Origin of the sequence: Wolbachia endosymbiont of Rhagoletis cerasi (genome assembly GCF_018454475.1) — a bacterium.
Taxonomy (GTDB): domain Bacteria; phylum Pseudomonadota; class Alphaproteobacteria; order Rickettsiales; family Anaplasmataceae; genus Wolbachia; species Wolbachia pipientis.
This window is the reverse complement of the sequence record NZ_JADCNC010000005.1, coordinates 25,872-48,785: the sequence shown is the minus strand read 5'-3', so window position 1 is coordinate 48,785 and position 22,914 is coordinate 25,872. Positions and strand designations below refer to the sequence as shown.

Genomic DNA, 22,914 nt, shown 5'->3' with positions numbered 1-22,914 from the left:
AAAATGTTCAATATAGGTCTTTCAGAAATTTTAGTTGTAGCTTTAGTGAGCATAATTGTTCTTGATAAAAATAAGGTACCTGTATTTATTGATTTTATTAAGACTATATATAGGTATTTTACAATTGTAAAGTTAAAAGCCAAAAGGTTATTGAAGGATGCCGGAATTGAAGACTTATATAAAGAGTGTAATACTGAGAAAGTAAATTACATAGTTGGTAAAAATGGTAAGCTTTATCCTACTTATGATATAGATAATACATCTAAAGATAATGACAGCGAAGATTCTGGTAGTAGATGATGTACTATCTAATGTCAAGCTTTTAGAAGCTCGACTAAAAGCAGAGTACTATACGGTTATCGTAGCTCATGATGGTGAAGAAGCTATAGATTTAGTAGCAAAGCAACAGCCTGATATTATATTACTTGATATCATGATGCCAAAGATGAATGGCTTTCAAGTTTGTAAGGAGCTAAAGAGTGATCCCTTGACAACCCATATTCCAATAATTATGGTAACTGCACTGCATGACACTCATGATAGAGTGCAAGGTATTAATGCTGGCGCGGATGATTTTCTGACTAAACCAATAAACGAAACTGCTTTATCTGCACGAATTAAGTCTCTCACGCGCTTAAAAATGATTATAGATGAATTGCGTTTAAGAGGAGAAACCAACGCTGAGATTGGCGGAGTAGCAGGAAACAGTATTATGGATTATTCCAATCAGATTTTTGATGCTAACATACTTGTTGTAGATGAGGACGTCTTTCAGGCAGAGCAAATATATAATGTACTAAAGCAACGCTTTAGGTCAATTAAAATACTGAGTGATCCAATAGAGGCATTAAAGGTTGGTATTAAGGATAATTACGACTTGATCATTTCTGATATGCAGTTTTCCAAAACTGACGGCTTGCGTTTGTGTTCTGGGTTTCGTAGTAAGGTGGAAACACGTTATACACCAATTCTAATTCTTTCTGAGGATTATGATAAAAACAATTTAGTAAAAGCACTTGATGTAGGTGCTAATGATTATTTAACAGTACCTTTGGATGAGGGTGAGTTAATAGCAAGGGTTAACTCGCAAGTAAAACGCAAAAGATATCAAGATGCCTTGAGAATGAATTTATTCAATAATGCGGAAATGTCTATAAAGGACCCATTAACTAACTGTTATAATAGAAGATATTTTGATGCACACTTAAGAAACATTGTTAAGGACTCTGTAGAAAAAGATAGAAGGTTATCTCTTATGATACTTGATATAGACTATTTTAAGATGGTGAATGACAGTTTTGGGCATAGTGCTGGAGATGAACTTTTAAAGCAAATACAGAGAAGAATTTCTGAAAATATCAGAGTGACAGATTTACTAGCTAGATTTGGCGGTGAGGAATTTGTTGTTGTAATGCCAGATACCGATACATCAGATGCGTATACTATTGCGGAGAGAATACGAAAAATTATTGCTAAAGAACATTTTGTACTTGCGGATAAAAATACAACCCACGATGTAACTGTGAGCATTGGAATTGCAGAAATGCAAGAATCTGACCTTGACAATATTAAAGAATTTATAGTACGTGCCGACAAATATTTATATAAAGCAAAAAACAGTGGTAGAAATAGAGTGGTTACTGGCTAGATCTCTGAAATTAGACATATAGCTAAAGCAATGTATGTTTACAGATAGTGCAATTGTACTAATGTTGTGATTTGAGGGCAGTCTCCACCAGGAGGGTGTCATTCCAGTGCTTGACACTGGAATCCAGTTTTCCATATAATCTCATCAAAAATGTTTATTTTCTAGCTACTTTTATACTTATCAACTCAGTATGCTTACTTACAATTAAAATTCCTGGATCCCAGTGGGCTTTGTTGCATCGCTACTTATGAAAGGCTAACTATAATTAGGATTATAAGCAACCTATTGAAAATCTTGTTTTTTTGCAATCAATCTGATCAAATTTAAGAATAGTAATTTATTATTTATATTAATAAATTTAATTCTATTGAAAATAGCTAAAGCATTGAAATTCTTGAATTTTAGCCGGATTAGTGAGTGGTAGTGAAATTTCTTTTACTCAAATTTAGGTATTCACTGACCGTTCTTGTTATAAATACCAGAATAATAAGCTACTGATATTCTCCACCTTTTTTATCTTTAATCCATCATAGCTAGCGATGCAACAAAGCCATCCCAGTGTCAAGCACTGGGATGACACCATTTGTTGTAAACTCACTTTTACTCTATGGTTATACTACCTTGCTGCTATCCTGAACGGATACAGTGGGCTTATTAAATTATAGAATTACTTTAGCTATAGAATAAAATCTAGTGTTACTTCACGCCAAATGTGGTGGTGCTGAATAGGCAAGCCGGTTAATGGGCTACATTTATATACTGCACGCATTGCGTTATCTGCTATCGACCTGAAAAGTGGATTATCTCGATAGGAACTACTGTTTGCTACATCGGCCATAATTATCTCACCTTGACTGGATAATAATAAGTTGATTTTTATACTAAAATTTTCTTTGTAAGCTATGCTTTCAGGAATGCTCCAGCATTTTGTAAGTTTGTCTCTTATAGAGTTAATAATTTCTGTTACAACTAATTCATCCTTTTTGCTCTCAACGCTTTTTTCGTTTCCTATTTCATTCTTTGCCTCTCTGACATCCCTTCTTAGTTTCTTCTCTACACTTTTTTTTCTTTTTGGAACAGGAATGAATTCTTTACCCTCGTTAATAATGACTTCTTCTTGCATTTCGATAATTTGCCTCGGTTGTGCTACAACAGTGTGCCCAACTGTTTCTTTTTTCCTTTGTGGTATAGGAACAACTGACGTATCATTCGTTTGGGCTTTTGTTGAAGATAACGAAAAAAGCAAAAAACAACATAAAGACAAAAAAAGAATATAATTAGAATAGAAAAAACGCATATGTTAAGCAGCTTGTTTTACTGGTTTAAAGCTAATATTGCACGTAAAGTCAATATATTTTAGTTGATGGACAAGTTTGAAGTCAATAAGGAATCCCTTCAAAGCTGAAGGCAAGCGGAAGATTGTCTTCTCGACAGACAAAGGAATTGTATAATGGATTAAAAGGAACCGTATGACAAAAATTATAGGAAAAGAATATACAGAATTTTTAGAGCAGTTGAAGGATCATATTGCAACAAACCGTTATAAAGCAGCACTTGCAGTAAATAGTAAGCTTATTTTGCTTTACCACCATATTGGTACAGAGATCCTAAAACGCCAAAATCTGGGGAGCTAAGGTAATTGATCAATTAAGTAAGGATTTGAGAAGTACATTTCCAGAAATGAAAGGCTTTAGCACGAGAAATCTGAAGTATATGCGTAAGTTTGCCGAAGAATATCCTGATGTTGAATTTGTGCAGGAGCCTCTTGCACAATTAACTTGGTATCACAATATCACTCTTTTGGAAAAAATAGAAAGTCATGAAATAAGATTATTTTATGTAAAAAAAGCTATTGAACATACGTAACATTATGGTGATGCAGATAGAACTTAGACTACATAAACGTCAAGGAAAAGCAATAACTAATTTTAAAGAAAAATTACCATCTCCACAATCCGATCTAGCACATTACACATTAAAAGATCCGTATATTTTTGATTTTTTAAGTATAGGTAAGGATGCTCATGACAGAGAAGTAGAAAAAGGACTCGTAGGGCATATGGAAAAATTTCTGTTAGAACTCGGTGAAGGATTTGCATTTGTTGGTAGACAATTTCATTTAGATGTTGGTAATAAAGACTTTTATATTGATTTATTATTCTATCATTTAAAGTTACGTTGCTTCGTAGTGATTGAACTAAAAGATAAGGATTTTAAGCCGGAATATGCTGGTAAAATGAATTTTTATCTTTCTGCAGTTGATGATTTACTGAAGCACTCGACAGATCAACCTTCTATAGGGTTAATCTTATGTAAATCTAAAGACGATGTACTTGCTAAATATACACTCCGAGACATGACCAAACCAATAGGTCTTGCAGAATATCAAATCACTGAGAATCTACCAGAAAACATAAAAACAGCTCTGCCAACAATAGAAGAATTAGAAGCTGAATTATCGAAAGTTTCAGATAAGGAAAAGTAATGCTACTAAAATCATTCAAACAATTATTTAGCAAACCAAAAGCTCAGCATGGAGGCTCAGGAAGAAGAGTGGCAGCCAATAACTTACTCTCTCATAGCCTTGAAACTTTGGAAGCAGACAGTGACGGAGTAAGTGATTTTTATGGATTACACGCTCTAGGTGTACTATCCTATAATATCATACGGTCAATATACTCTAAATGAGATGGAAAGATGAAGGCATCATTATAGCTGCTAAAAAATACGGCGATAAAAACTTAATTCTCTCTCTGTTTACAAAAAATCATGGAAAGCGCAGGGGATTAACTAAGCTAACAAACAATAGCAATTATAAGTTTCAGATAAGTAATCTATTACATGCAGAATGGAGTGCTAAGTTACCTGAAAATCTAGGTTTTTTTAAGTGCGAATTAATCGAATCTCCATTCCATCATTTCTTTCAAGATAGGTTAAAAAGCATTACTATTGTTTCTTTCTCCTCTATTTTAGAAAAAGTGCTTCCAGAAAGTGAACCCTGTGCCGTGCTGTATGACAATTTTCGATATTTCATCGATGTAATTAAACACAACAATCAGTCTTGGCAAAGCCATTATCTTAACTTAGAGCTTCTGCTTCTTACGCAATTGGGATTCAAGTTAGACTTATCCAAATGCGCTGTAACAGGTGTTAAGGAAAATTTACAATTTATTTCTCCAAAAACTGGTAGAGCAGTGTCAAAAAAAGCAGGAGATTATTATGCAGATAAACTCCTACCTTTTCCACAAATGTTACATGATGTATACAATAATAACCTACAAAACAGCTACTCATTCCAAGAATTTCAGTTAGGACTGAAAGTTACAGGATATTTTTTAAATAAGTATCTATTTTTGCAGCTAGACATGAAATTTCCAGAGCTGAGAAACCTCATGTTGTCGCTTTAATCTTAGTTATCATTTTTTTGAAATCATTTCAGAAATCTATAGCTAACCCAAGCAACACGTCATACCGCGATTCATTCCATAACTGTACGAACATTGTGATTTTGGCCCATCAGATCCCAGTGCTTGACACTGGGATGGCTTTGTTGCATCGCTAGCTATGATGGATTAAAGATAAAAAAGGTGGAGAATATCAGTAGCTTATTATTCTGGTATTTATAACAAGAACGGTCAGTGAATACCTAAATTTGAGTAAAAGAAATTTCACTACCACTCACTAATCCGGCTAAAATTCAAGAATTTCAATGCTTTAGCTATTTTCAATAGAATTAAATTTATTAATATAAATAATAAATTACTATTCTTAAATTTGATCAGATTGATTGCAAAAAAACAAGATTTTCAATAGGTTGCTTATAATCCTAATTATAGTTAGCCTTTCATAAGTAGCGATGCAACAAAGCCCACTGGGATCCAGTTTTCTTTACAAATTCACCAAAAGTGCTTCATTCTATAACGCAAAACCCATACTTACCAAACCCAATGCATTACTTGCAATTAAGTTTCCTGGATCCAAGTAGTCTGGGCACTGCCGTCATAAAGGAACTAGTGTCAGCTACTTTCATGACACCCTTCTGGTAGGCCCAAATCGCAATGTTCGTACAGTTATGGAATGAACCGCGGTATGACGTAGGAAGATCTGAGCAAACTTTCAATCAGAAACAGCCAAAGATCTCTCTAAGATGTCAGTTTCTTTTGTATCTTCAACTTTACCGTCCTGGTCGAATGAAATTTGCAGAGACTTACTACTATACTTCCTTTTTCCTAAAAAATTGGCTTGTTTAATTTTATATGAGACATAGTACCAAACATTGTCATCGAACTTTGATACTAATGTTGGTGATCCTAAAGTGTGAACCACTTTTTCTTTATCGTCACCTACTTTTATCTTGCTCCACAATTCAACACTAATGCCAGGAGCTCCGTGATTGTGAATAGTGTGAGTGCAGCTCACTGTAAATAATAAAATAAAAGATATTAATACTCGCATTTCTGTTGATAAATTACTTGAAGCTATAATACACTAATAAATTATCTGCCGTCAAATTTCAAAAAAGTTAAATTGACTGATTCTCAATATCACTTAATATAATATTTACTTTAGAAAATAATAGGTGTCTTATGTCATTGTTAGAAGCAGATCCAATATACAAACCTTTTAATTACCCTTGGGCTTATGATGCGTGGCTACAGCAACAAAGGATACATTGGATACCTGAAGAAGTTCCGCTCGCTGATGACGTGAAGGATTGGAAAACTAAACTTTCAAGTGTAGAAAAAAATCTACTAACCCAGATCTTTAGATTTTTTACTCAGGCAGACATTGAAGTAAATAACTGCTACATGAGGCATTATTCAAATATATTTAAGCCAACGGAAATATGCATGATGCTTGCAAGCTTTTCCAATATGGAAACTATACACATTGCAGCTTATTCTTATCTTTTAGACACAATTGGCATGCCAGAAAGCGAGTATCAAGCATTCTTAAAGTATGATGCTATGAGAAAGAAGTATGAATACATGTTAGAATTCGAGGAAAGCAAAAAACACGATAAAAAACATGTAGCTAAAACTCTAGCGGTGTTTGGTGCATTTACCGAGGGGTTGCAGTTATTCGCATCATTTGCAATTTTGCTCAATTTTCAACGCTTTGGAAAAATGAAAGGCATGGGACAAATAATTGCCTGGTCAGCCCGTGATGAAACTTTGCACACCAATTCAATTATCATGTTGTTTAATACATTTATTAAAGAGAATAATGAAATTTGGGACAACGAGTTTAAAGAGGAATTATATTCTGCATGTCGCACCATCGTTGAACTTGAGGACGAATTCATAAAGCTTGCCTTTGATTTAGGAGATGTTGAAGGACTATCCGCAGAAGAAGTGCGCAATTACATACGCTACGTAGCAAACAGACGGTTAATGCAATTAGGTCTTGAGTCCATATATGATGTCAATGATAATCCTATTCCGTGGCTTGATGAAATACTAAATGGCGTTGAACATACGAATTTCTTTGAAAATAGAGTAACAGAGTATAGCCGCGCAGCAACTCAAGGCACGTGGGAAGAAGCTTTTACTGAAAATGACACGAATAATAAGTGAATGCTAATTTCACTCTTTTTTGTCATTCCACTTTCATTACACCATTTGCTGTGCAGTTTAGACAGTTTTGCTTTACTTAACAACTAACTTACCATATATATGTCCATAGGACATTGGTATATAAGAACGTGCTACAACTATTAATCTTACTCACGGTCATCACTTCAGCTGCATTCTTTGGTCATTTAGTTCCAATGGAAGTAAAAACCTTCTTGTACTCAACGAGCCTTAGTATAAAAGAGGTTTTGCTATTTATAATGCCTTTTATTATTTTTGCGTTAATCTTTAGCAGTGTTAACAATCTTAAGCAGTCAGCTATAAAGTTCATATTGTTACTTATTATAATGATCTTCTTATCGAATCTGGCTTCAAGTTTAATAGCTTATTCTGTTGGGCATTTTATCATACAAAACACTTATTCAATACAAGATATAACGTATGAAGAAACAATTGTTCCCTTATGGTCGTTTAGACTGCCTGCATTGCTTTCTAATTTTTATGCCCTTGCTTGTGGATTTGTGTCCAGCATAGTAGTGTCCACACTGCTACCCAAAAAAAGCAGAGAGCTTTCGAACAAAATGTTAGATTTAACTCTCTTTATTTTGAAGACGTTTTTGACGCCGATTATTCCAATATTTGTACTTGGGCTTGGGCTTGCTTTAAAAATGCAGCATGATCAAGTTTTATCTATAATATTTAAGGATTACTCAATAATTTTCATTATTATAGCATCTGCAACCTACCTTTATGTTTTCCTCTTATATGGAGCAGCAAATTCATTCAAGATCACAAGCTGGATAGCTAGTATAGGCAATATGATACCGGCATTTATTACTGCAATGAGCACAATGTCTAGTAATGCAACTATGCCGCTTACTCTTGAAGGAAGCAAAAAAAATGTAAAGCAACCTGACATAGCATCGTCTGTTGTGCCAATAACTGCTAGCTTTCATTTAGTAGGTGATTGCTTTTTTATTATAATATTATCAATGATAATTGCCTCCGGTTATTCATTGTGCACAACAGACTATGTAACTTTCCTTCTCTATTTTTTGTTATTTAAGTTTGCTATCGTGGCAGTTCCGGCAGGAGGAATTATGGTAATGCTACCTATTCTTGAGAAATACCTCAAATTTTCTCCGGAAATGCTTTCGTTAATCATAGCACTGTATATAGTGTTTGATCCAATAATCACTTCAGCAAACGTTATGGGTAATGGTGCCTTTGCTATAATGTTTACAAAACTCTATGATAAGCTTAAGTAATGTCTATTTTAGCGATTGATACTGTAGGTATTGGTAGTTCAATAGCAATAGTTGATTATGATGGTAACTGTTTTGTAGAGCACAATTCCGCCAGCAACAATCATGCAGAATCATTTTTTCAAATTCTGAATACTTTGTTTGATAAGCACAACTATAATTATGATAAAATAGATCATTTAGTGGTAGTAGTTGGACCAGGAAGTTTCACTGGAATTAGAGTTGGTATATCAGCTGCACAAGGTATAAATCTTGCTACAAATAAGCCATTATACGGAGTTAGTGCGCTGGAAGTTCAAGCCTACGCAATATCTTTGCTTTGTACGAATAACAAAAAAAATATCAGAGCTATAGTCAAAAATGCTCAAGGGTTTTATACGCAGTTATTTGATTTCAATTTATTGCCACTATCTGCACCTGGATCCCAGTGTCACGCTACAAGCAGTACACATATGGATTGCAATTTAAATGCTAGCCATGCAGGGCTATTAGTCCGTTATAGATTAGAGAACAAGCAAAAATTAAATGAAGTTGAAGCTCTATATTTAAATGAGCCTCAGTATATGAAATCATTATAGACTATTCTTTCGCGTACATGCAATGTTACTAAGCTTGTGCATCTGGTTTACTATCTCTTGAGCTACTTCTTTTATACTCATATCTGAATTTTCTATCTCTATGGCACTTGGTGGTATAAATAAATCGTCAGTCCTAAATTTCTCTACAATGCTATTTAGATTAATCACCTTCCTATTTTTTCTTTGCCTTTTTAATGCAATACGCTTTTGTAATGTCGGTAGATCACACCTAAGTACCACAGGAAGGATTTCTGTGTTCATTTTTTTACTAAGCCTTACTATTGAATCATACATCCTCATGTTCTGGTCATTATTTTCCATCAACTCATCAATAAATATGTAATTTTTTGAGTGAATCGGATAATTTTCTATTACCTGAAGCATAATTTGCATAATGCCATATATTCTATCTTGAACTTCTTTAGGTATTTGATCACGTTCAAAGACACCATCGTATATAGAGCAAGCTTGAACATTGTTATAGAACTTACTATTTACAATTAATGCGTTTATCATATTAGATAATTCTATTGCTGTGGAAAGTTTACCACTTCCCGAAAGACCAGAGAGATATATGAAAAATCCTGCTGGCTGTTTTTTTGTGTTAATATTTACCATATTATTTTCAATCTTGAAACTTACATTTATAATAACATAAAAATGAAGCTTTAAAACATATGAAATATTATATAGAAAATTATTTTTGTAGTTAAGATATTATGTAATTTAAAAACATAAATTCTGTATATAAACTCTATAATAACGATAACTATTTTTAAGCAAGCTACAACACAAAAGTGTTTGGTATTCAGAAAGCAAGACAGAGTGGCATAGACTTATTAGTTTACTACAAGTCTCTTTTCGCGTATAAACCTTCAGAAGATTCTAACAGAGGATTGTGTTGTTAACAAAGAGCAGAGTAAAAAGGGATCTAGTCTATGCCTATCAGATTTTGTCCTACCTTAAGTTCGATGATCATACATATACTCACCTTTCAGTGCGTTCTGAAGATCAAAAGTCGTTTTATATTTATCCGTTTGGTATGCGTTTTGATGAAGTAGATGAACGTTCGTTAATGAAAGTATCATTTGATGGAGATGTAATTGAAGGCAAAGAATATCAATATAATAGAACTGGCTATATAATTCATGGTTTTGTTTATCAAGCAAGGAAAGATATTCAAGCAATTTTTCACTTGCATACACCTTCTATTGTAGCGGTTTCTTCTCTCAAAGATGGGCTGCTTCCTATAAGTCAATGGGCACTGCACTTTTACAATAAAATCTCTTACCATAATTATAATTCCCTAGCACTTAGCGATACAGAAGGAAAGAGGTTAATAGCTGATCTGAAAGAAAATTTTGTCATGTTAATGCGTAATCATGGATCTATAACGTGTGGTCGGACTATACAAGAAGCAATGTTTTACTCGTATCATTTAGAACAAGCGTGCAAAACTCAATGTTTAACGTTAGCAATGAATAAGGAGTTATCAATTCCAAGTGAAGAAATTTGCTCAAAAGCTGTAAAGGATCTCCTATCTTTTGAAAGCAATCTTGGTGAGAGGGATTGGCACGCATGGGTTAGACTAATTAAAAGTAAGTTGTAAGAGACTTTCGCACTACTATCTGTCATCCAAGTAGTGACCTTACCCAGAAAAAGTAGAGAGAAAGTTAAGACGTTTTTGGAGTAAAATAAAACGTTTTTTCAAAATATGACAAATAGAAGAGAATATACAGCAGAATTCAAATTAGAAGCTGTTAAGCTGGTTAAAGAAACAGGTCAAGCAAGTACAAAAATAGCAAAAGATCTAGGTATAGATGGCAGTATGTTAAGTAAGAAAATATGATGGAAAAATGTCTGGAGCATACGCATTTCCAGGCAAAGGCTCCTTATAACAAAGAAAGATTTGATCTAAAAAAAGAACTAACAAGAGAAAGAGACATCTTAAAAAAAGCCCTGGGCAAAGAAAAAGAGTAAAGTATTCTTTTATATAGAAATTGCTATAAAACACAGGAACTATGTAGGGTTTTGTACTGGTGGTATGGGTTGCTAAGGAAAAAAGCAGTAAAGAATTAGCAAAAGAAGGGCTTCTAGCAGATATTCAAAAAATACATCAAGCATTCTAAATGCAGATATGGAGCCCCTAAAATTCACGCTGAATTAAAAGCTTTAGGCAAAAATTAAAACAGTACAAAGTGTTATGCAAGAAAATGGCATTAAAGCCAAGCTTAGACGAAGGTTCAAAAATAAAAAACAGCAAATAAGCAACCGAGTTGTGGCTCCGAACACATTGGATCAAAATTTTACTACTGATCAGCCAAATAAAGTTTGGGATTACCTACATAAAAACTAAAGAAGGTTGTTGGCGGCAATAATTGACCTATATTCACGCATGGTGGTTAATGAGTAACATGATAATTAGTTATAGATTCTTTATTGATGGCCGTTGATAAACGCAAACCCGATAAAAATCTGCTGTTACATAGCGATCAAGGGTCACAGTATACCTCTCAAAATTACCAATTTCTATTGAATACAAAAAACATCATTTCCAGCATGAGCCATAAGGGCTGTTGTTACGATAACTCTGTTGCAGAAAAGTTCACTTAAAAGGGAGCTGCTTATTGATACTTCTCGCTCAACAAACCAGAACTGCCATATTTGAATACATAGAAATCTTTTATAACAAATAACGTAGGCATTCTACTATTAACTATTGCATTCCTGCACAATTTATTCTCATGATAAAAACGTCTTAACTTTCTCTCTACTTTTTCTGGGTAAGGTCACCTCTTTAGGTGCTCCTTTTTTCTTTCTTATACACACAAAAATCATATAGAATTGTAAATACAGCTTTTTTATTCTGATGCTTTTCAATTCTATAGCTCTGGTTGTCTCTCTATTACTATTTTTCTACATTATCGTAAAAAAACTGAGCGAAAAGAAAGCAAACCTTGAGGGTAATTTATGTAAATTAGAGCAAGAACTTCAAGAAACAAAGCAAAGTTTGCTTACGAAGAATGAAGAAATAGTTGATTTAAGGATCAAAAGAGCAGAACTTGAAGTAACTCTGCAAAAAGAACGTGAGGAAAAGAAAAAGGAAATAGAATTACTAACAAAAGCAGAGGAGAGATTAACAAACACTTTTAAAGCGCTCTCTCTTGATGCTTTGCAGGTAAATAACAATAATTTTCTGAACTTAGCAAAGGAAGTCATTGATAACAAATTAAAAGAAACGGAAAGCGATTTCAAAAAAAGACAAGCAACGATCAACGAAGTTGTAACGCCAATAAAAGAAAAATTAGAAAAATTCGATAATGAAATACGTGAGCTAGAAAAGGAGAGGGTAGGGGCCTATGAAGGTTTAAAGGAGCAAATTGGAGCGCTGATGAACCAAACTTCCAGCCTTGCTAATGCCTTGAGAAAGCCTCACATCAGAGGAAAGTGGGGTGAAATGCAGCTCAAAAGGGTGGTAGAAATGGCGGGAATGATTGAATATTGCGATTTTTTTACTCAGCCGTCAGTGGTTGATAAAAACGAGGATAATTTATTGCGTCCTGATTTAATAATCAAAATGCCATCTGGAAAGCAAATAATAATAGATGCTAAAGTGCCGCTTGATTCCTACATGGATGCTATATCACAAAATGATTTGCAAATACAAAAGGAGAAATTAAAGAATCATTCCCTGGCAATAAAAAAACACATAAATGATCTGGGTAAAAAAGAGTATTGGAATCAATTTGAAAATACGCCAGAACTTGTGGTGCTTTTCTTAACAGGGGAGGGGGTTTTTAGCGCAGCACTGGAATATGAGCCTGCTTTGATAGAGATTGGAGTGGAAAAAAAAGTGATCATTGCAACACCGATCACTCTAATTGCGTTGCTGAGAGCAATAGCGTACGGATGGAAGCAAGAGATGATAGCTGAAAACGCAAAGAAAATCAGTGAACTAGGTCATATTTTATATGAGCGCATTTGCACAATGGGTGAAAACTTTGATAATTTGCGCAGGAGCTTAAAAAGTGCTGTTGATCATTATAATAAAACTGCTGGCTCTCTTGAAGCAAGGGTGTTTCCTGCTGCTCGAGAATTCAATAAGCTTGGTATACATGCAAAAAATAAAAACTTAAGTGCTGCAAAGGAGTTAGAATCTTTACCACGCAGTTTACATACTGATACCAATTCCCATTACACGGCAAACAGATGGACAAAGATGGAAGAAAAGCCATAATGAAGTAAGTAAAATAGTTGAGGTATAAATGGCATTAAGATCAAAATTATTGGATGAAAAAGTAGTAGAATCAGCAAAAGAAATGCTGAAGAAAGTAAGGAATAATGCATATGTTTCAAAAAAACTAAATGCTGTAATTGCAGCAAAAAAGTACAGTATAACGGCTGTAGCAAAAATATATTGCATTTCAAGAAGCGCACTAACTTCGTGGGTAAAACTCTTGAAATTTGGCAGAGAAGAAAAACTGTTTGCTCCTCCACAACGCCGTAGAAAAACTAAATTAAATCAGGTTCAACTACAGCAAATTGAAGAGTGGATAGAAGAAAATCCTAATATTACCATTAAAGAAATGAGAATAAGAATCCAGGAAAAGTTCAGATTAAATATCAGCAAATCTACAGTACACCGCTATATGCAAAAGATGAAATTCTCATATATTACACCAAGACCAGTTCATAATGGACAAGATAAAAGCAAACAAGAGGAATTCAAAAAAAAATCTCAATGGAGCTATTAGCAAGTATCCAGAAAAAGAGCTATTTTTCTTTGATGAATCACGGTTTGGCACACATTCAAAGGTTGGACATGGGTGGTTTAAAAAGGGGATTAGAACACAGGTTAAAACAAAATTAGGTAGGCAAAATTTCTATCTCTATAGTGCGGTTAATCCTAGAAATGGAGAGAGTTCTAGCTTATTTGCACCAAATGTCAACACTGATTGCATGAACATATTTCTTGAGCAGATGTCGCAATATCTAGAAACACGAGAGGCTTTTCTTGTTATGGATTGTGCTAGTTGGCATAGGTCAAAAAATTTAAAGGTACCTAAAAATATCGATATTATATACCTACCTCCGTACTCACCTGAGCTAAATCCTGTTGAGAGGCTTTGGTTATATATAAAACAGAACATTTTGCGCAATAAAATATACGATACAATTGCTCTGCTTGAGGGTGCTTTGTGCAAATTTATTACTTCTCTTGCCAGCTCCACAATTAAACAACTCTGCAATGTCTCCTATTTGACTGGCCAACAATGAGAGTTGGTATGAGGAGCTGAAAGTAGATTAGGCATCTTAACAGGGAATGTTCAAAAAAGTGTGTCAAACCAAAAAAAAAGTAATAAATTGATATAAAAAAAATGGAGGTTTGACAATGAGTCAGAAAGTAGTAAACAGAACTACCGGTTTGGTAGATTACAAAGAACTGGAAGCAAATATACTGTCATCAATAAGGGAAGGCAGACCATTAACAGGAAGGGATGGAGCATTTACACCATTTATAAAAAAGCTGCTGGAGGCAAGTTTGGAAGGTGAAATAGAAAATCACTTATTAGCTGAAAGTGAAGAGAGGGTTTGGTTGGAAGAAGTGGAGTAGCGAATGGATATACAAAACGCTGGGTCTATATTCAGACTACAGAATAAGGTATTACAAACCGAAAGCATCACCAGCACAATATGTTATAAACTTTGGTAAAGAATCTGCTAGGAAAGCGTAGTGCGGATGCTGCGTTTGACGAGGCGGGAGCTGGAAACGTTAACATGGGAATTTGGATTGAGGCCTATTGTGAAAACAATGGATCAGCCACCAAACCCTAAAGTAGGCGCGCCAGTTCTTGACCCTACATATTTTTTTGAAGGTTAAATCCAGCTTAGGGTCGAGAAACTTAGATAAAGCCATAGCCAAAGTGTTTAAAAATATTAATAATTATACACACAATTATTCAACCATATTTTTGAAGATAGCTATGCCGCCGCGGTATCTCTTAGCCGCTAACAAGTAGCGGGATGACGATTGTTGGTAAATCTAAGTCAGTTTAGCTATAGGCAGCAATTTTCTGTATTTATTTTAAATTGAAGGAAGCTCAAATGAAAGATCATGTTTTGCTAAAAATCACAGAATGCAGTCTAACAGTGAACGGTTACGCTTTTGATCAAAAATGTTGTATAGTACACAATCAATTTTTCTGGATCCAAGTAGTCAAGGCACTGCCTTTGTGTTTGAGGCAAAATCGGCTATAACACTTAACATACTGCCTTTGCAAACAAATGTTCGTACAGTTATGTGTCAGCTACTTGCATGACGCCATTGCCTGAACGGGTACCAATGATTACCTATCAATCTCACCAAAAACTATATCGAGTGAGCCAATAATTGCTGCAACGTCAGCAAGCATGTGTCCTTTTGCCATAAAGTCTAAGGCTTGTAAATGCGCAAAGCCAGGTGCTCTTATTCGGCACCTATAAGGTCTATTGGTACCATCTGAAACTATATACACTCCAAACTCACCTTTTGGTGCCTCAACAACTGCGTAAGCCTCACCTTCTGGTACGTGATATCCTTCTGAATAGAGCTTAAAATGGTGAATCAGAGCTTCCATAGATTTTTTCATCTCTGCTCTTGACGGTGGAGAAATTTTTCTATCTTCAGTTTTTATTTGCCCTTCAGGCATTTTCTCTATGCACTGCTTCACCAAACTGATAGATTGCCTAATCTCTGCCATTCTAACTAGATAACGGTCATAACAGTCGCCATTTTGGCCGATCGGTATATCAAAATCTAGTTGATCATATATCTCATATGGCTGGCTTTTTCGCAAATCCCAAGCAAGCCCAGCAGCGCGCAACATTGGGCCACTAAAGCCCCAATCAAGTGCCTGTTTAATTGATATTTCACTAATTCCTACAGTGCGTTGCTTCCATATCCTATTTTCTGTTAAAAGTTCATCAACATCGTCTATATATTTTGGAAATTGCTCTATAAACTTTGCAATATCCTCAATCAAATCTTCTGGAACATCTGCTGCAATTCCACCTGGCCTGATGTAAGCTGCGTGAAACCTTGCACCTGAAGCTCTTTCGTAAAATTCCAGTATTTTTTCTCTTTCTTCAAAGAGCCATAAAAGAGGGGTCATTGCTCCAACATCAAGTGCTTGAGAAGAAACGTTCAGTAAATGATTTAGTATTCTCGTCAGTTCACAAAACAAGACACGTAAATACTTTGCCCTAATTGGCACTTCACATTGCAACAATTTCTCCACACAAAGTGAATATGCATGCTCTTGTGACATTGGTGATACGTAATCAAGGCGATCAAAATAAGGCAAAGCTTGAAGATACGTTTTATGTTCTATTAATTTTTCAGTACCGCGGTGCAAAAGCCCAATATGGGGATCTGCCCTCTCGATCACTTCACCATCCATCTCTAAAACAAGACGCAACACTCCATGTGCAGCTGGGTGCTGAGGTCCAAAATTTAACATCATTGTCTTTAGATCGGGCATGTCCAGTAGTTTAAGATATTAAAATTGTATAGGCTAAAGTGCGCTCAAAGTCAATAAACTTCTTGCATAGGCTACAACTATCATTCAATAGAAACAAAAACTTTTACAATGGCTAATAAGTGTTGGTAAAACCAAGTCACTTTAGCTATAGAATGACAAAAAAGGTTTGCATTAGCCAAATTTTTAGTTGAAGTAGCATAAGAGGTTAAAGGAAAAGCTTTGTGTTAATGGATTCATTTCAGGTATAGTATAGATAATACCACAATACTTATAAAATGGATCATGTTGTTAATGCGTATAATAGACTTGACACTCCTATAGTCAGGGGAGAAGGGGCATATCTTTTTGATAAAGATGGTAAAAAATATTTAGATTTTGCTGCAGGTATTTCTACAACTTCTTTAGGGCATTGTCATCCATACATTACAGATAAGCTGAAAGAGCAATCGAGCTCATTATGGCACTGCTCTAACATTTTCACTATTCCCGAGCAAGAAAGGCTTGCCGAGCGTTTAACAACCCTTACTTTTGCAGATAAAGTTTTTTTCTGCTCAAGTGGGCTTGAAGCAACAGAAGCTGCAATTAAGTTTATTCGTCGTTACTTTTATTCAAAAGGGCAAGCAAAACGTAATCGTATTATTACAATTGAAGGAGGCTTTCATGGCCGCAGTATTGCTGCAATTTCTGCTGGAGGCAATGAAAAATCACGCGAAGGTTTTGCTCCGCTCCTTTCTGGTTTTGATAAAGTGCCAAGAAATGACATTAAAGCATTAGAAGAAAAAATCAACAATGAAATAGCTGCTGTATTTTTAGAGCCCATACAAAGCGAAGGTGGAGTATATCCACTAGACGTAGAATATCTTCAAAAAGTAAGGGAAATAACAAAAGCTCAAGGAATAATTTTGTGCTTTGATGAAGTGCAGTGCGGATATGGACGCATCGGTTCTTTATTTCATTATCAAAATGTCGGCATTGAACCTGATATGCTAACCTGTGCGAAGGCTATGGGTAACGGTTTTCCTGTAGCTGCATGTTTAGTGAAAGATTATATAGCAGAAGCAATTACTCCAGGAACTCATGGATCAACCTATGGTGGCAATCCACTTGCCATGACTGTTGGTAATGCAGTGCTCGATATAATGCTAAAAGAAGGCTTTTTTGATCATGTTAAAAGAATTAGTAAATATTTAAAAGAAAAGCTGTTGCTTTTAGCTAAAGAATTTCCTGAGATGATTTTAGAAGTTCGTGGAGAAGGGTTACTAATGGGAATAGAACTAGCAACTCTTGTAGCTGATAAAATTATTAGTCGATCTCTTGATAAAGGTTTAATAATAACTAGGGTTTTAAACAACAAAGTAGTAAGGGTAACCCCACCACTTATCATTGAGGATGAGCATGTGAACGCAGCGTGTAATATGCTTTATGATTTGTTTTTTAAGATTAAAGGTATATAAAATTCGGCAATATAAATTCAGGCTTGCAAATGCCTCTCATAACATGTAAAATTAATTTTATTTTTTATCACAATAACATCGTACTTTAATGGATTGGTTATTGGTCTTAGTATCATCAGCAATTTTTGTTTTGTTAGTTTTATCGTTTTTGTTCTCAGGAGCAGAAATAGGCTTAACCTCAATTAGCCGTTCTCGAGTTAATAAGCTAAAGCTAGACGGTAACAAAAAAGCCAGGGTAATAGATCGCTTATTAAATAGGAAAGAATTGACAATAGGAACGGTATTGCTCGGCAATACAATTATTAATATTACTTGCTCTGCTTTATTTACAGCAATATTTATCAATCTTTTTGGAAATGAGGGCATTCTCCTATCAACAATTATAATGACATTTTGTATTTTATTGTTCTGCGAAGTTCTACCAAAAACTTATGCTATTCAAAATCCTGAAAAATTTGCATCATTTTCTGCTTATTTTGTATTGTTTTTTGTAAAGATTTTTTCTCCATTGACACTAGGTATTCAATTTATTGTTAACCTCATCCTAAAATTATGTGGGCTGCATAAAGATAAGGAAGTGATATCTGCAGCGGATGCAATGCGTAATATGATTACTCTTCACCGCAGTGAAGGAACTATGTTGCAACAGGATTTAGATATGCTAAGCAGCATACTTGATTTGGCTGAGACAGAGATATCACAAATTATGACCCATAGAAGAAACCTATTTTCTCTTGATATAGATCGGAATAAAGAAGAGTTAATAAGAGAGATTTTAACCAGCAGTCACAGTAGAGTACCTTTATGGCAGAAGGAACCAGATAACATTGTAGGTGTAATTCACGTGAAAGCTCTAATAAATGCTTTGCGTGAAAAGAATAATAAAGCGGAAGAAGTTGACATTACCCAAGTTATGTCAAGGCCTTGGTTCATACCAGAAAGTACACCGCTCAGCGTGCAACTTCACAACTTCCGTAAGAACAGGAAACACCTTGCATTTGTTATTGATGAGTATGGAGCACTGCAGGGAATTGTAACTCTTGAGGATATACTGGAAGAAATAGTTGGAGAAATTTCGGATGAACATGATTTGATTACGGAGAATTTTATAAAGAAAATATCTGATAATATGTATCACATAGAAGGAAAATCTACTATTAGGGACATTAACAGGCAGTTATACTGGAATCTCCCTGATGAAGAAGCTACAACTCTAGCAGGTATGATTGTGAATGAAATAGAGCGCATTCCTGACGAAGGCGAGGAGTTTTCCATGTATGGTTTTCGCTTTAAGATTTTAAAAAAAGATAAAAATATTATTACTGTTGTTGAAGTGCAAGTAAAAACTGGTAATATTAGTGGCAGCAATTAATTAGTGGAGTTTCATGGAAGATACAGTAAAAATAACGGCTGAAGAGTTGAAGGGTTACATAGAGAGAATCGAAAAACTTGAACAAGAAAAGAGGGATGTGCAAGATCACATTCGTGATGTATATGCAAAAGCCGCAGATGAAGGTTGGGATATAAAAGTGATGAAACAAATTATTAGGCTGAGGAAGATGGATGATGATGACAGAGAGGAACAAGAAATATTGCTTGATACCTATAAACGTGCATTGGGAATGAGCTACGAAGAAGAGTTAAGTGAATAGCAGAATTGTAATTGGAATAAGTGGAGCATCTGGTTCTATTTACGGTGTGCGTATTTTAGAAGCGTTGAAAGACGTCGATTATGAAACTCATTTAGTGATAAGTCGTGCTGGGAAAGTAACTTTAGCTCACGAGATTAAAGAAAAACTTGAAGATATTACATCACTTGCAGATTTTTACTATTCTGAAGAAAAGATTGGAGAAAAAATAGCAAGCGGCTCATTTAAAACCTCAGGGATGATTGTAGCACCATGCTCTATGAAGACAATGTCTGAAATCGCATCAGGTGTTACTTCCAATCTATTGACAAGGGCTGCAGATGTAACGCTAAAAGAAAGAAGAAAGTTAGTTCTTATGGTGCGAGAGTCACCACTGCATCTTGGGCATTTACAAAATATGTTAAAATTAACGGAGATGGGAGCAATTATTGCTCCACCAGTGCCTGCTTTTTATATTAAACCGAAATCGTTGGATGATATTATTAATCATTCTGTTGGCAAAGTATTGGATTTATTTGATATCAAATTACCCGACTTTAAGGAGTGGCAAGGAAGTGACAATTATTATTGATGGTAAAAAAATAGCAAACGACCTATGTGAGAGGCTATCACAAAAAATTGATATTTTAAAGAGAGAGTATAACATTTTTCCTTGCCTGAAAGTAATTCTCATGGGTAGCAATCCAGCAAGTCAGGTTTATGTTCGCAACAAACAGAAAAAAGCAGAATCAATAGGCATAAGTTCTGAGACCATTGTTTTGCCTGATAATATTTCAGAAGATGAATTAATTGAAAAAATCAATGAATTAAATGAAGATCCATCTGTGCATGGCATTTTAGTGCAATTGCCTTTACCAAATCATATTAGTGCAAGCAGAGTAATTAACACAGTAAGTGTTGAAAAAGATGTAGATGGCTTTCATGATGAAAACGTTGGCAAATTAGTTAAAGGTGAAAAAAACTGCCTTATACCTTGCACTCCTAAAGGTTCTTTGCATTTAATTAAGTCAATTGAAGAGAACCTTTCCGGTAAAAACGCAGTGGTAATTGGTAGGTCAAATATCGTGGGCAAGCCAATGTTTTACCTGCTATTGCAAGAAAACTGCACTGTCACCATCTTGCATTCACAAAGCAAGGATTTAGCTGAATATTGCTCTAAAGCGGATATAGTAGTTGCAGCAGTCGGAAAGCCAAATTTTGTTCAAGCAGACTGGATAAAGAAAGGTGCAATAGTGATCGATGTTGGCATAAATAGCGTTAACGTAGGAAAGCTTGTAGGTGATGTTGACTTTGAAGGAATAAAAGGGAAAGCCAAAGCTATGACCCCAGTACCCGGGGGCGTTGGCCCAATGACCATTGCATTTCTAATGATGAATACTGTTATTGCTGCTTGCTTGCAAAAGGGAGTTGATGCTTCTGATTTCATTGGTTGAGGTATGAAGAGGAAAGCTATATGAAGATAGAATGTACCATATCACAATTAATAAAAAATTGAGATTTTTGAAATTCCTCAGTAGTCAAATTTATTAAATATTTAGGATCATCATCTATTCTTTTTTCTCTACAAGTATAGCTAAAGTGGCTTAGGTTTACCTACAATTTGAAAAACAACAAATTCGTCATTCCGCTACTCGTTAGCGGAATCTATGCTGAGATACCGCGGCGGTATGACGTAGGGAAACCTTTCTTGGGTTAGCTATAGTTAGTGGAATTGCAAAGTTTCTAGGCATAAAAAGCTTTGAACCTAATATATGAGCCAAACTTGATTTTCCAACCGTAGATACACCTGTAATAAAAATAATAGTCTTCATTTTGTGAATTTACTTGCTATATGAACTATCGGAGAAATTTTTTTATAGTTTATAGTATCTGACCTTACCCAGAAAAAGTGGAGAGAAAGTTTGGAATGTTTTTCACAAAGAGAATGATGAATCAAAATGCTCAGGAATGCAATAGTTAATAGTGACGTTGTTTGTTATAAAAAATTTCTATATATTCAAATATAGCAGTTTTGATATGCTGTTTAGAGTGCCGAGAGGTGTCTATTGGTAACTCCCTTTTTAGAGAACTGAAGAAGCTTTCCACAACAGAATTGTCGTAACAACAACCTTTATAACTCATCTATGTTTTTTATGGATAAGAGATATTGATAACCTTGCGAAGTATATTGTGAACCTTGATCACTATGTAATAGTAGATTTTTGGCAGGTTTACGCTTGTTAACGGCCATTAATAAAGAGTCCATAACCAATTGTTTATTTATTGAACTGCTCATTGACCAGCCAACTACCATGCGTGAATATAGATCGATTATTGTTGCCAAATATAGCCATCCTTCTTTGGTTTTTATATAAGTAATCCCATACTTTATTTGGTTGATCGACAATAAAGTTTTGGTCTAATATATTGGGAGCTACTGTCCGTTTGTTGTTTCTTAATTTTAAATTTTCTTCTCAATATAGCCTGAATACCATTTTTCTGCATAATACTTTGCACTGTTTTTAAGTTGCAACTTTTACCCAAAGCCTTCAATTCAGCATGAATTTTAGGAGCTCCATATCTACATTTAGAAACTTGATATATTTTTTGAATAGCTGCGAGTAGCTCTTTATTTGCTGATTCTCTACTGCTTATTTTTCTTGTGGTCCACTTATAGTAGCCACTAGCAGAAAATCCTACATAATTCCTGTACTTTATAGCAGTTACTATATAAAAAAATATTTTACTCTTTTTGACTGGCCAGGGCTTTTTTTTAAATGTCTCTTTCCCTTGTTACTTTTGCTAACTCTTTCTGTAAATCAAATCTCTCTTTGTCATAAGGTGCTACATCTGGAAATGCATTTGCCGCTGACTTTTTTTCGTTATATTTCTTCATCCATTTTCCTAATACACTATCCCTTATTCCTAGATCTCTTGCTACTTTTGCAACTGGTTGACCTACCTTTCTTTGTTCATTTGCCAGCTTAACAGCTTCCAATTTGAATTCTGCCGTATATTCTCTTACCATTTCTAATCCTCCAAAATTTTATTTTACCCGAAAAAACTCCTTTCTTTCTCTCCACTTTTTCTGGGTAAGGTCAATATACCAGTGCCGAAAATAGTTGACAAAGATTGTGTATACTTATTACAATTGTTTGGGTACCAGAAGTTTTTACGGCAACAAAGTATGCACTAACTATAAGTAAGGAAGACTTTAAGCAGGCAATAAAAAAAATGAAGTAACGTTT

At 34.8% G+C, this 22,914-nt stretch carries 23 protein-coding genes and 4 pseudogenes; 21 read left to right on the top strand and 6 right to left on the bottom strand.

Going from position 1 to position 22,914, the window contains the following annotated elements; all coding sequences use genetic code 11:
- Window positions 1–3 precede the first annotated feature (3 nt).
- The 3 genes from tatB (at window position 4) to INQ25_RS01425 (ending at window position 1,899) form a co-directional block, all read left to right on the top strand.
- Window positions 4–300: a Sec-independent protein translocase subunit TatB gene (gene tatB / locus INQ25_RS01435; protein ID WP_213862879.1), complete on the top strand. Its 297-nt coding sequence runs from the start codon at window positions 4–6 to the stop codon at window positions 298–300.
- Window positions 272–1,648, top strand: a complete 1,377-nt coding sequence (locus INQ25_RS01430) for a PleD family two-component system response regulator (protein WP_213862878.1) — start codon at window positions 272–274, stop codon at window positions 1,646–1,648. Before tatB ends, INQ25_RS01430 begins: the two co-directional genes overlap by 29 nt.
- A 95-nt stretch (window positions 1,649–1,743) precedes the next feature.
- Window positions 1,744–1,899, top strand: coding sequence for a hypothetical protein (locus tag INQ25_RS01425; RefSeq protein WP_213862877.1), 156 nt, complete (start codon window positions 1,744–1,746; stop codon window positions 1,897–1,899).
- 218 nt (window positions 1,900–2,117) lie between these two features.
- Here the strand turns inward: INQ25_RS01425 and INQ25_RS06595 are convergent, their stop codons facing one another.
- Both INQ25_RS06595 and INQ25_RS01420 read right to left on the bottom strand, forming a co-directional pair.
- Window positions 2,118–2,246 (bottom strand): hypothetical protein, encoded by a 129-nt coding sequence (locus INQ25_RS06595; protein ID WP_281410241.1) that lies wholly within the window; start codon window positions 2,244–2,246, stop codon window positions 2,118–2,120.
- Between the two features lie 78 nt (window positions 2,247–2,324).
- Complete coding sequence (locus tag INQ25_RS01420; RefSeq protein ID WP_213862876.1) at window positions 2,325–2,945, bottom strand: hypothetical protein; 621 nt, start codon at window positions 2,943–2,945, stop codon at window positions 2,325–2,327.
- Between the two features lie 172 nt (window positions 2,946–3,117).
- Between INQ25_RS01420 and INQ25_RS06765 the strand changes: the two are divergent.
- The 4 genes and pseudogenes from INQ25_RS06765 (at window position 3,118) to INQ25_RS01400 (ending at window position 5,210) form a co-directional block, all read left to right on the top strand.
- Window positions 3,118–4,133: pseudogene (locus INQ25_RS06765) on the top strand (PDDEXK nuclease domain-containing protein).
- The gene (locus tag INQ25_RS01410; RefSeq protein ID WP_213862875.1) at window positions 4,133–4,336 is read left to right on the top strand and encodes a hypothetical protein; all 204 of its coding nucleotides are present in this window, start codon (window positions 4,133–4,135) and stop codon (window positions 4,334–4,336) included. The pseudogene INQ25_RS06765 and the gene INQ25_RS01410 overlap by 1 nt, the downstream one beginning before the upstream one ends.
- Window positions 4,333–5,055: a DNA repair protein RecO gene (gene recO, locus INQ25_RS01405; RefSeq protein ID WP_213862874.1), complete on the top strand. Its 723-nt coding sequence runs from the start codon at window positions 4,333–4,335 to the stop codon at window positions 5,053–5,055. Before INQ25_RS01410 ends, recO begins: the two co-directional genes overlap by 4 nt.
- 17 nt (window positions 5,056–5,072) lie before the next feature.
- Window positions 5,073–5,210 (top strand): hypothetical protein, encoded by a 138-nt coding sequence (locus tag INQ25_RS01400; RefSeq protein ID WP_213862873.1) that lies wholly within the window; start codon window positions 5,073–5,075, stop codon window positions 5,208–5,210.
- A 554-nt stretch (window positions 5,211–5,764) separates the two neighbouring features.
- Here the strand turns inward: INQ25_RS01400 and INQ25_RS01395 are convergent.
- The gene (locus tag INQ25_RS01395; protein ID WP_006279908.1) at window positions 5,765–6,103 is read right to left on the bottom strand and encodes an outer membrane protein assembly factor BamE; all 339 of its coding nucleotides are present in this window, start codon (window positions 6,101–6,103) and stop codon (window positions 5,765–5,767) included.
- A 131-nt stretch (window positions 6,104–6,234) separates the two neighbouring features.
- On the opposite strand from INQ25_RS01395, the gene INQ25_RS01390 reads away from it, so the two are divergent.
- The 3 genes from INQ25_RS01390 (at window position 6,235) to tsaB (ending at window position 9,064) form a co-directional block, all read left to right on the top strand.
- Window positions 6,235–7,224, top strand: a complete 990-nt coding sequence (locus tag INQ25_RS01390) for a ribonucleotide-diphosphate reductase subunit beta (RefSeq protein ID WP_006280119.1) — start codon at window positions 6,235–6,237, stop codon at window positions 7,222–7,224.
- Window positions 7,225–7,352: 128 nt separating this feature from the next.
- Complete coding sequence (locus tag INQ25_RS01385; RefSeq protein ID WP_213862897.1) at window positions 7,353–8,489, top strand: cation:dicarboxylate symporter family transporter; 1,137 nt, start codon at window positions 7,353–7,355, stop codon at window positions 8,487–8,489.
- A complete protein-coding gene (gene tsaB, locus INQ25_RS01380) occupies window positions 8,489–9,064 on the top strand; it encodes a tRNA (adenosine(37)-N6)-threonylcarbamoyltransferase complex dimerization subunit type 1 TsaB (RefSeq protein ID WP_010962437.1) in 576 nt (191 codons plus the stop codon). Before INQ25_RS01385 ends, tsaB begins: the two co-directional genes overlap by 1 nt.
- Here the strand turns inward: tsaB and INQ25_RS01375 are convergent.
- Window positions 9,059–9,682 carry a DEAD/DEAH box helicase family protein gene (locus INQ25_RS01375; protein WP_010082279.1) on the bottom strand — a complete coding sequence of 208 codons (624 nt, stop codon included), beginning with the start codon at window positions 9,680–9,682 and terminating at the stop codon, window positions 9,059–9,061. The genes tsaB and INQ25_RS01375 overlap by 6 nt on opposite strands.
- A 280-nt stretch (window positions 9,683–9,962) precedes the next feature.
- Between INQ25_RS01375 and INQ25_RS01370 the strand changes: the two genes are divergently transcribed.
- The 6 genes and pseudogenes from INQ25_RS01370 to INQ25_RS01340 all read left to right on the top strand — a co-directional run bounded on the left by INQ25_RS01370 (window position 9,963) and on the right by INQ25_RS01340 (window position 15,384).
- Window positions 9,963–10,673, top strand: coding sequence for a class II aldolase/adducin family protein (locus INQ25_RS01370; RefSeq protein ID WP_010082280.1), 711 nt, complete (start codon window positions 9,963–9,965; stop codon window positions 10,671–10,673).
- 105 nt (window positions 10,674–10,778) lie between these two features.
- Window positions 10,779–11,760 (top strand): annotated as a pseudogene (locus INQ25_RS06930) (IS3 family transposase).
- 173 nt (window positions 11,761–11,933) lie between these two features.
- Window positions 11,934–13,301 (top strand): DNA recombination protein RmuC, encoded by a 1,368-nt coding sequence (locus INQ25_RS01355; RefSeq protein WP_213862872.1) that lies wholly within the window; start codon window positions 11,934–11,936, stop codon window positions 13,299–13,301.
- A gap of 28 nt (window positions 13,302–13,329) precedes the next feature.
- Window positions 13,330–14,341 (top strand): IS630 family transposase gene (locus INQ25_RS01350; protein WP_094745768.1). Its coding sequence is split into 2 segments (ribosomal slippage): window positions 13,330–13,791 and window positions 13,793–14,341, totalling 1,011 coding nucleotides; the frame shifts between segments, so codons are not numbered across the junction.
- A gap of 115 nt (window positions 14,342–14,456) precedes the next feature.
- A pseudogene (locus INQ25_RS01345) lies at window positions 14,457–14,651 on the top strand (IS256 family transposase); the annotation flags it as partial.
- Between the two features lie 589 nt (window positions 14,652–15,240).
- On the top strand, window positions 15,241–15,384 hold the full coding sequence (locus INQ25_RS01340) for a hypothetical protein (RefSeq protein ID WP_153296793.1): 144 nt from the start codon (window positions 15,241–15,243) through the stop codon (window positions 15,382–15,384).
- Between the two features lie 27 nt (window positions 15,385–15,411).
- Here INQ25_RS01340 and INQ25_RS01335 read toward each other — a convergent pair whose 3' ends face one another.
- On the bottom strand, window positions 15,412–16,584 hold the full coding sequence (locus INQ25_RS01335; protein WP_010962676.1) for an NADH-quinone oxidoreductase subunit D: 1,173 nt from the start codon (window positions 16,582–16,584) through the stop codon (window positions 15,412–15,414).
- Window positions 16,585–16,859: 275 nt separating this feature from the next.
- Here INQ25_RS01335 and INQ25_RS01330 point away from each other — a divergent pair, with 275 nt between their 5' ends.
- From INQ25_RS01330 to folD, 5 genes are all read left to right on the top strand, one after another.
- Entirely contained in the window at window positions 16,860–18,038 is a 1,179-nt protein-coding gene (locus INQ25_RS01330) for an aspartate aminotransferase family protein (RefSeq protein ID WP_006280246.1), read from the top strand.
- Between the two features lie 88 nt (window positions 18,039–18,126).
- On the top strand, window positions 18,127–19,410 hold the full coding sequence (locus INQ25_RS01325; RefSeq protein ID WP_007549013.1) for an HlyC/CorC family transporter: 1,284 nt from the start codon (window positions 18,127–18,129) through the stop codon (window positions 19,408–19,410).
- A gap of 13 nt (window positions 19,411–19,423) precedes the next feature.
- A complete protein-coding gene (locus INQ25_RS01320; protein WP_010082293.1) occupies window positions 19,424–19,690 on the top strand; it encodes a DUF2312 domain-containing protein in 267 nt (88 codons plus the stop codon).
- Window positions 19,683–20,258, top strand: a complete 576-nt coding sequence (locus tag INQ25_RS01315; RefSeq protein WP_010082294.1) for a UbiX family flavin prenyltransferase — start codon at window positions 19,683–19,685, stop codon at window positions 20,256–20,258. Before INQ25_RS01320 ends, INQ25_RS01315 begins: the two co-directional genes overlap by 8 nt.
- Complete coding sequence (folD, locus tag INQ25_RS01310; RefSeq protein WP_213862871.1) at window positions 20,242–21,120, top strand: bifunctional methylenetetrahydrofolate dehydrogenase/methenyltetrahydrofolate cyclohydrolase FolD; 879 nt, start codon at window positions 20,242–20,244, stop codon at window positions 21,118–21,120. The genes INQ25_RS01315 and folD overlap by 17 nt, the downstream gene beginning before the upstream one ends.
- Before the next feature lie 480 nt (window positions 21,121–21,600).
- Here the strand turns inward: folD and INQ25_RS06925 are convergent.
- Window positions 21,601–22,694 (bottom strand): annotated as a pseudogene (locus INQ25_RS06925) (IS3 family transposase).
- Window positions 22,695–22,914: the final 220 nt, after the last annotated feature.

Bases quoted from the DNA above. Each gene is read 5' to 3' on its own strand.
- INQ25_RS01390 (WP_006280119.1), top strand. From the start codon at position 6,235: ATGTCATTGTTAGAAGCAGATCCAATATACAAACCTTTTAATTACCCT.
- INQ25_RS01395 (WP_006279908.1), bottom strand. From the start codon at position 6,103: ATGCGAGTATTAATATCTTTTATTTTATTATTTACAGTGAGCTGCACT.
- tatB (WP_213862879.1), top strand. From the start codon at position 4: ATGTTCAATATAGGTCTTTCAGAAATTTTAGTTGTAGCTTTAGTGAGC.
- INQ25_RS01420 (WP_213862876.1), bottom strand. From the start codon at position 2,945: ATGCGTTTTTTCTATTCTAATTATATTCTTTTTTTGTCTTTATGTTGT.
- INQ25_RS01340 (WP_153296793.1), top strand. From the start codon at position 15,241: ATGTTGTATAGTACACAATCAATTTTTCTGGATCCAAGTAGTCAAGGC.
- INQ25_RS01355 (WP_213862872.1), top strand. From the start codon at position 11,934: ATGCTTTTCAATTCTATAGCTCTGGTTGTCTCTCTATTACTATTTTTC.
- recO (WP_213862874.1), top strand. From the start codon at position 4,333: ATGAGATGGAAAGATGAAGGCATCATTATAGCTGCTAAAAAATACGGC.
- INQ25_RS01430 (WP_213862878.1), top strand. From the start codon at position 272: ATGACAGCGAAGATTCTGGTAGTAGATGATGTACTATCTAATGTCAAG.
- tsaB (WP_010962437.1), top strand. From the start codon at position 8,489: ATGTCTATTTTAGCGATTGATACTGTAGGTATTGGTAGTTCAATAGCA.
- INQ25_RS01410 (WP_213862875.1), top strand. From the start codon at position 4,133: ATGCTACTAAAATCATTCAAACAATTATTTAGCAAACCAAAAGCTCAG.
- INQ25_RS01330 (WP_006280246.1), top strand. From the start codon at position 16,860: ATGGATCATGTTGTTAATGCGTATAATAGACTTGACACTCCTATAGTC.
- INQ25_RS01375 (WP_010082279.1), bottom strand. From the start codon at position 9,682: ATGGTAAATATTAACACAAAAAAACAGCCAGCAGGATTTTTCATATAT.
- INQ25_RS01335 (WP_010962676.1), bottom strand. From the start codon at position 16,584: ATGCCCGATCTAAAGACAATGATGTTAAATTTTGGACCTCAGCACCCA.
- INQ25_RS01325 (WP_007549013.1), top strand. From the start codon at position 18,127: ATGGATTGGTTATTGGTCTTAGTATCATCAGCAATTTTTGTTTTGTTA.
- INQ25_RS01320 (WP_010082293.1), top strand. From the start codon at position 19,424: ATGGAAGATACAGTAAAAATAACGGCTGAAGAGTTGAAGGGTTACATA.